The sequence below is a fragment of the Pseudomonadota bacterium genome (assembly GCA_039028935.1).
In the GTDB taxonomy this organism is placed as follows: domain Bacteria; phylum Pseudomonadota; class Gammaproteobacteria; order Steroidobacterales; family SZUA-146; genus SZUA-146.
On sequence record JBCCHD010000070.1, the window covers coordinates 1 to 5,587 of the forward strand.

Annotated in this window: 8 protein-coding genes and 1 tRNA gene; 5 read left to right on the forward strand and 4 right to left on the reverse strand. The window is 52.0% G+C overall.

Annotated features, from left to right (window positions below):
* The first annotated feature begins 194 nt into the window (after positions 1–194).
* Positions 195–271: transfer RNA gene (locus AAF465_17120), tRNA-Arg, on the forward strand.
* Positions 272–375: 104 nt separating this feature from the next.
* On the opposite strand, the gene AAF465_17125 is transcribed toward AAF465_17120, so the two are convergent.
* Positions 376–984 (reverse strand): TetR/AcrR family transcriptional regulator, encoded by a 609-nt coding sequence (locus AAF465_17125; GenBank protein ID MEM7084447.1) that lies wholly within the window; start codon positions 982–984, stop codon positions 376–378.
* Between the two features lie 123 nt (positions 985–1,107).
* On the opposite strand from AAF465_17125, the gene AAF465_17130 reads away from it, so the two are divergent.
* From AAF465_17130 to AAF465_17145, 4 genes are all read left to right on the forward strand, one after another.
* Positions 1,108–1,932 (forward strand): oxidoreductase, encoded by an 825-nt coding sequence (locus AAF465_17130; GenBank protein MEM7084448.1) that lies wholly within the window; start codon positions 1,108–1,110, stop codon positions 1,930–1,932.
* A 101-nt stretch (positions 1,933–2,033) separates the two neighbouring features.
* Complete coding sequence (locus AAF465_17135) at positions 2,034–2,414, forward strand: hypothetical protein (protein MEM7084449.1); 381 nt, start codon at positions 2,034–2,036, stop codon at positions 2,412–2,414.
* Positions 2,415–2,423: 9 nt separating this feature from the next.
* Positions 2,424–2,936 (forward strand): hypothetical protein, encoded by a 513-nt coding sequence (locus tag AAF465_17140; protein MEM7084450.1) that lies wholly within the window; start codon positions 2,424–2,426, stop codon positions 2,934–2,936.
* Entirely contained in the window at positions 2,933–3,397 is a 465-nt protein-coding gene (locus AAF465_17145) for an SRPBCC family protein (GenBank protein ID MEM7084451.1), read from the forward strand. Before AAF465_17140 ends, AAF465_17145 begins: the two co-directional genes overlap by 4 nt.
* An 82-nt stretch (positions 3,398–3,479) precedes the next feature.
* Here AAF465_17145 and AAF465_17150 read toward each other — a convergent pair whose 3' ends face one another.
* Genes AAF465_17150 through AAF465_17160 form a run of 3 tightly spaced genes read right to left on the reverse strand, consistent with a single transcriptional unit; the run spans position 3,480 to position 5,522 of the window.
* Entirely contained in the window at positions 3,480–3,650 is a 171-nt protein-coding gene (locus AAF465_17150) for a hypothetical protein (GenBank protein ID MEM7084452.1), read from the reverse strand.
* On the reverse strand, positions 3,650–4,567 hold the full coding sequence (locus AAF465_17155) for an acyl-CoA desaturase (GenBank protein MEM7084453.1): 918 nt from the start codon (positions 4,565–4,567) through the stop codon (positions 3,650–3,652). The genes AAF465_17150 and AAF465_17155 overlap by 1 nt, the downstream gene beginning before the upstream one ends.
* On the reverse strand, positions 4,554–5,522 hold the full coding sequence (locus AAF465_17160) for a hypothetical protein (protein ID MEM7084454.1): 969 nt from the start codon (positions 5,520–5,522) through the stop codon (positions 4,554–4,556). The genes AAF465_17155 and AAF465_17160 overlap by 14 nt, the downstream gene beginning before the upstream one ends.
* Positions 5,523–5,587 lie beyond the last annotated feature (65 nt).

Sequence of the window (5,587 nt, forward strand, 5' to 3'; positions counted from 1 at the left end):
GAGACAGTTTTAAATGCGCCCGTAGCTCAGCTGGATAGAGTACCTGGCTACGAACCAGGCGGTCGGACGTTCGATTAATTGCAAAGCAATTAACGACGAGCCGCGCAAGCGGCGAAGCCCGCAGGGTGTAAATCGCGTTATCGCGATTTACATCAATCGTTCACAAGGCGGAACGATGAGAGACAGTTTTAAATGCGCCCGTAGCTCAGCTGGATAGAGTACCTGGCTACGAACCAGGCGGTCGGACGTTCGAATCGTTCCGGGCGCGCCAAAGCAAAAAGGGTGAAGTTCAATCAGAGCTTCACCCTTTTTCATTTTTAATACGTTGAGTTTAATACGTTGAATCAATCGCCGAATCAATGCACCGCCTGACCACTACTTATTGACCTGATAGTAGGCGAGAAAAAGATCCACCGACTCACTCGCAAGGCGTGTTTTTTCTTCCTTCGATAATCCAGCTTCATATCCGAGAAGCTGCGGCCAGTAGCACACGCCCTTAACCAAACTATGCAGCTGATTAAACGCCACATCGATATCGGCAGATCGAAGTTTACCGTCCGCCATGGCGGCGTTTATCCATCGATGCAGCGCTGTGGAGTCGGTTGGAAATTCGGTCATGGCGTCCTGCAATTTTTCCTCGTTAAAAAGATAGTAGCCCGCCGCCGCGCGCGAGAGGCCGAGGAATTCTGTGCCCGAAACCAGATTAATTTCGGCTTCGACAAGGTGCAGAAGCTGTTCCCTAAGCCCGGCTTTGGGGTTGTAGTCCACATCAACGTCCACCATGGATTGCGTCCATAGCTCAGACAACAGGTGTAGCACGAGCTGTTCTTTATTAGAGAAGTGGTTGTAGACCGTGCGCTTTGACACGCTCGCTAATGCAGCGAGCTTATCCATGCTGGTCCCATGCACGCCGTATTCGAGAAAGGCGCGTTTCGCCGCGTCGAGTATCGCTTCGCGTTTGAGTTGGCTTCTTGTTTTTTTCATTTCAATCATAGGGTTATGCAAATCTAGCAGGTTACGGTAAGAAAATCTACACCGAACAGTTTACTTTTCTAGCTTTCCATGTAAACTACACCGTATAGTTTACTTACAAAGGAAGCAAGGAAAATGAAACGCAAGACGGTTTTGATTACGGGTGCCTCGGCGGGCATTGGCAAAGAGACGGCCAAACGTCTGGTTCACGAAGGTCACATCGTCTATACGGCGGCGCGGCGAATCGAAAACATGGACGATCTGAAAGCATTGGGCTGTCGCCCGTTGAAAATGGATATCACCAGTGAGACCGATATCACGGCGGTGGTTGACACCATTCGTGATGAACAAGGTGGCGTCGATATCCTGATTAACAACGCTGGATTTGGTACTCAAGGATCCGTCGAGGAGACCACGCTCGACGACGCACGCTACCAGTTTGACGTCAACCTATTTGGTCTAGCGCGACTCACGCAGTTAGTTCTGCCGACTATGCGCGAAAATCGGTTTGGCAAGATCATCAATGTCTCTTCAGTCGGCGGAAGAATATACGTGCCCCTTGGCGGTTGGTACCACGCGACCAAACATGCGCTGGAAGGGTGGAGTGATTGTTTGCGTACAGAGGTGGCTCAGTTTGGCATTGACGTTGTGATCATTGAGCCCGGTGCTATTGCTACTGAGTTCAACGACGTTTTTGTCGGGCCGATGTTGGAACGTTCAGGCGACGGCCCCTATAGGCAGCTCGCTCATGGTTTGGCGAAAATGGCCCGCGACATGGAATCGCGGCCAAGTGGCAGCTCGCCGCCGGATGTCATTGCGCGGACCATCGTACGAGCGATCAATGCGCGTCGTCCCAAAACTCGGTACGTAGCCGGAAAACTCGCTAAGCCGATTCTTTTTGCTCGCCGCGTGCTAAGCGATCGAATGTTCGACCGACTAATCGGCACGATGGTGGCATAGCGATTGCTCGTTACTGCCATGGGATTGCGGTGTCTCGTCAGCGATGCCCCAGCCGATTACTTTTAATAGGTATCCAAACAAATAAGCGGAGTGTGTCCACTATGAATGTCCTCGGCAAATTCGTGTCGAATATGATGATTAAGCCTTATCAGTCACCATTATTTGATACGCCAGAAGCGCACGATCTCGAATACGAAGATGTAGAGTTTAAAACAGCCGACAACGTGACGCTGCGCGGATGGTTGATCAAAGGCGGTACCGATCGGGTCATTGTTCAGAGTCATTTTGGTGTGCAGTGCAATCGCGGCGGATGGTCTCGTAAAGGCAAAGGTCCGATCGCGCCCTGGAAGTCAGATATCCAATTTTTGCGGCAGGCAAAGTCTTTGTCTCAGATGGGGTATTCGGTGCTGATGTACGACTTGCGCGGCCATGGGCAGAGTGATCTGGGGCCAATTCCATGGGTGAGTTGGGGGCCACAGTAGGCCCAAGATGTGATCGCCGCTGTCGATTACGTGACCGGGCGGCAAGAGTTCCGTAACGCGACGATCGGATTGCTTAGCATTTGCATGGGCGCGGCATCAACCACATATGCGTATGGTCTGGCTGACAGCCTTCAGAGCCGGGCGCAGGTCAAAGCGCTAGTGGCCGTGCAGCCGCTTTTATACCGTCACTTTGTTAAGGCGCTCGGCATGCCAGAGTTTCTTTTACGATCTGGTGCGAAAGTCTCGCAAACACGGTTGGGATTTGATATCGGTAAGCCAAATTTTATCGATGATGCAGCTGAGGTTTCGGTGCCCACGCTGCTGATTCAAAACAAAAACGACCCATGGACCGACTTGTCGATGGTGCAAGATTATTACGATGCGCTAACTGTTGAGAAAGCGCAGCGCATGCTAGATCTCGAAGCGAGTCGTTTTGCGGCGTATGACTACATCGGTCGGGAACCGGCGGTGTTCGCCGACTGGTTTGATCAGCACTTGACGAAAGAGGAGGATTCGCAATGACATCCAAATGGCTTATTGCCGTTATCCTATTGCTTGTGATTCTCGCGGCATTGGCGTTTTTCAGTCGAAAGTCGGTGCGTGCGGAATTGGCGATAGCCGCAAACCCTACAGAGGTAGGGTCCACGATTACGGATCCAGACTCCTATCCATCTTGGAATCCTATATTGATCGAGGTGAACGGTCGGTTCATCGAAGGTGAGACATTGGCGGTCGTGATGAAAAATGACGACGGGAGCACGACGAACGTCCAAGCCAAAGCACGCAAGGTGGTGCCAAATTCGACGCTCAATCAAGTCGGCGGCATTCCGGGTGTACTGACCTTCGATCACACCTGGCGCTTGGAAGAGACGGATGAGGGAACGCGCGTTACACAATTTGAACAATACCGAGGAATTGGCGTGTTGTTTTGGGATCCGTCTTCCGTGCAACGCGCCTACGCCGAGGGCAATCAGCGCCTCTAACGTCGTTTGGAGTCAAGATAGATTGAGCTGTCAAGGTGCTTACGCCGCTTAGTCTAAGCGCCTAAATTTCAAAGAAGAGTGTTCAATTAATTGCGGGCGCGCTGCCCAGCGCGGTCGATGGCGAAAGGCAGTGCGCGTCGCGCAGCGTTCGGCGGTAGTTAGCAGCGAGAATCGTTTTGTGCTGAATGTTGGCGACGACGCTGTTTTCCCAGCCACCGGCGTCCAGTGTTGATGCTTGCGCCTTGAAACGCATCAATTTTCGATCGAAATCAGATCTATTCGATCGCTCAGAACGTCGGTTGTCGCGATGTTATGGACCAGTCCGATTTTCGCTAAAACCTGCAACACCCACCAACCCGGATCCCACTGGCCGCTTTTTAATCCTAGGCGCGCTGAGCCCGGAAAAGCATGATGATTGTTGTGCCAGCTTTCGCCCATTGTTAGTAGCGCGCACCATCGAACGTTGTAGCCCTGCACGGCGGCACCGGTGACGTGCCAATCGCGATCACCGCTATTGTGGGCGAAGTATCCAATTAGCCAATGACCAAGGATTGAGATGCTTGTGCGCGAGCAAATTCCCCAGAAGACCCACGACCAACCGCCCAGCCAATAGAAGAGTGCGGCCCAAGGCACTTGCTGCAACATCCAGGTTCTTTCCATCCACAGGTAAATGCGATCTTGCTCGATGTCTTTCTCAATTCTTATCTGCGGGTTGTTCACTAGTTTTATCGAGCAGAATAGCTGCCACCAAAGATCGCGGTACCAGACTTCCTTGTGTGAAAAGTAGTCGTGGCAGTCGGATTGCCTCTGCGCCCAGTCGCGCGTGTCGTGGGTGCGTAGCATACCGAGTGGGCCAGCTAGGCCGACCAGAACGCCGAGATGAACAAAGAAATATTCAAGCCATTTCGGGCATGCGTAGCTACGGTGTATGAACCGACGATGCATACCAAGGGAGTGGCCGAAACACAGCGTGAATGCAGTGAAGCCGATGAACAGTGCGACGGCGCCGGGTGTGATCGTAACGGCGCTGCCGAGTGTTCCAAGCGTTAGCATTGAACCTACCCAAGCAATCTTGATCGGGTCCGCGCGAACGTCACCGTGGTCTGCTCGCCCTGGTTGGTCGAAGTAGTCAATCCGCGGATTGACGTATTCGCAGTTATTGCTGCTCACGAATCATCACCTCATCGATGAGAAAGTCGGCCATTTGCGACACGCCGTACTGCTGTAATGGATGGAAATACCAGGCGGGATCGAGTTTCCGCCGATAGTCAATTCGCAAAGAGATCTCTGTTTTATCAGGGCCGAGCTCAGTTAGCGTGATTTCCGTGCCAAGCGGAGTGAGATAAGAAGAGAAAAAGGTCGTATCGTGAAGAAACGTCGTACGGATCCTGTTGGGTTGTACGTCAACGATCTGCAGATGTAATTCGCCTTCATGCGTATTGGTAACAAACCATCGGTGATAACGCGTTCGCACGTAATGCACATCACCGGGGTTCAGTGATCCAGCCTCGATTTCATAAGGCATAGGGAAAAGAGCGAGCATCCAATTTCGATCTTTACGCAGATCGAACGGTTGAGCGATATTGTCCATCACTTGCTCGGCGCTGAGGTTGGTCGTCTTGGTCACAACGACATGACTGTCACGCGGCACTGTGAGCGTGTCGGTGGTGCCCTCTAACGACGATGCCAAAACCAGGATGGGTAAAACGACGGCATAGGTGTTTCCATGTTTGCGCGCTCGTGACACGCCAGCCCAACGAAACACAAATGCGATTGACACGACCAAGAAGTAAATCGGCAAAAAGAAGACGACGCAAACGAATCCCTCGAAAAGGACGATCGAGCTGGCTAGGAATACGGATAGCGCGGTAAGGGAGTGATCTCTGTATTGATGCCACCACTTCTCGTTGGTTTTCACTGGACGGTAGAGAACGATCACCAAGGAGATAATGTAGGGGATACCGACGTAGAGCAGGGCGGATGTGTCGAATTCGTACGCCATCAGTAGACGCACAGCGATCGACGCCAGGCCAACAAGAATGATCCAGGCGACTGCGTTGACTCGTGATTCGCCGAATCGATCCTGCAAAGACGCCCATTTATTGCGCCAGTCATTCAGGTTCATTCGCTGTATCCCTTGGGCCGTCGTGTGGTAATATAAACTATGTAGTTAATTAACTAATTAATTAA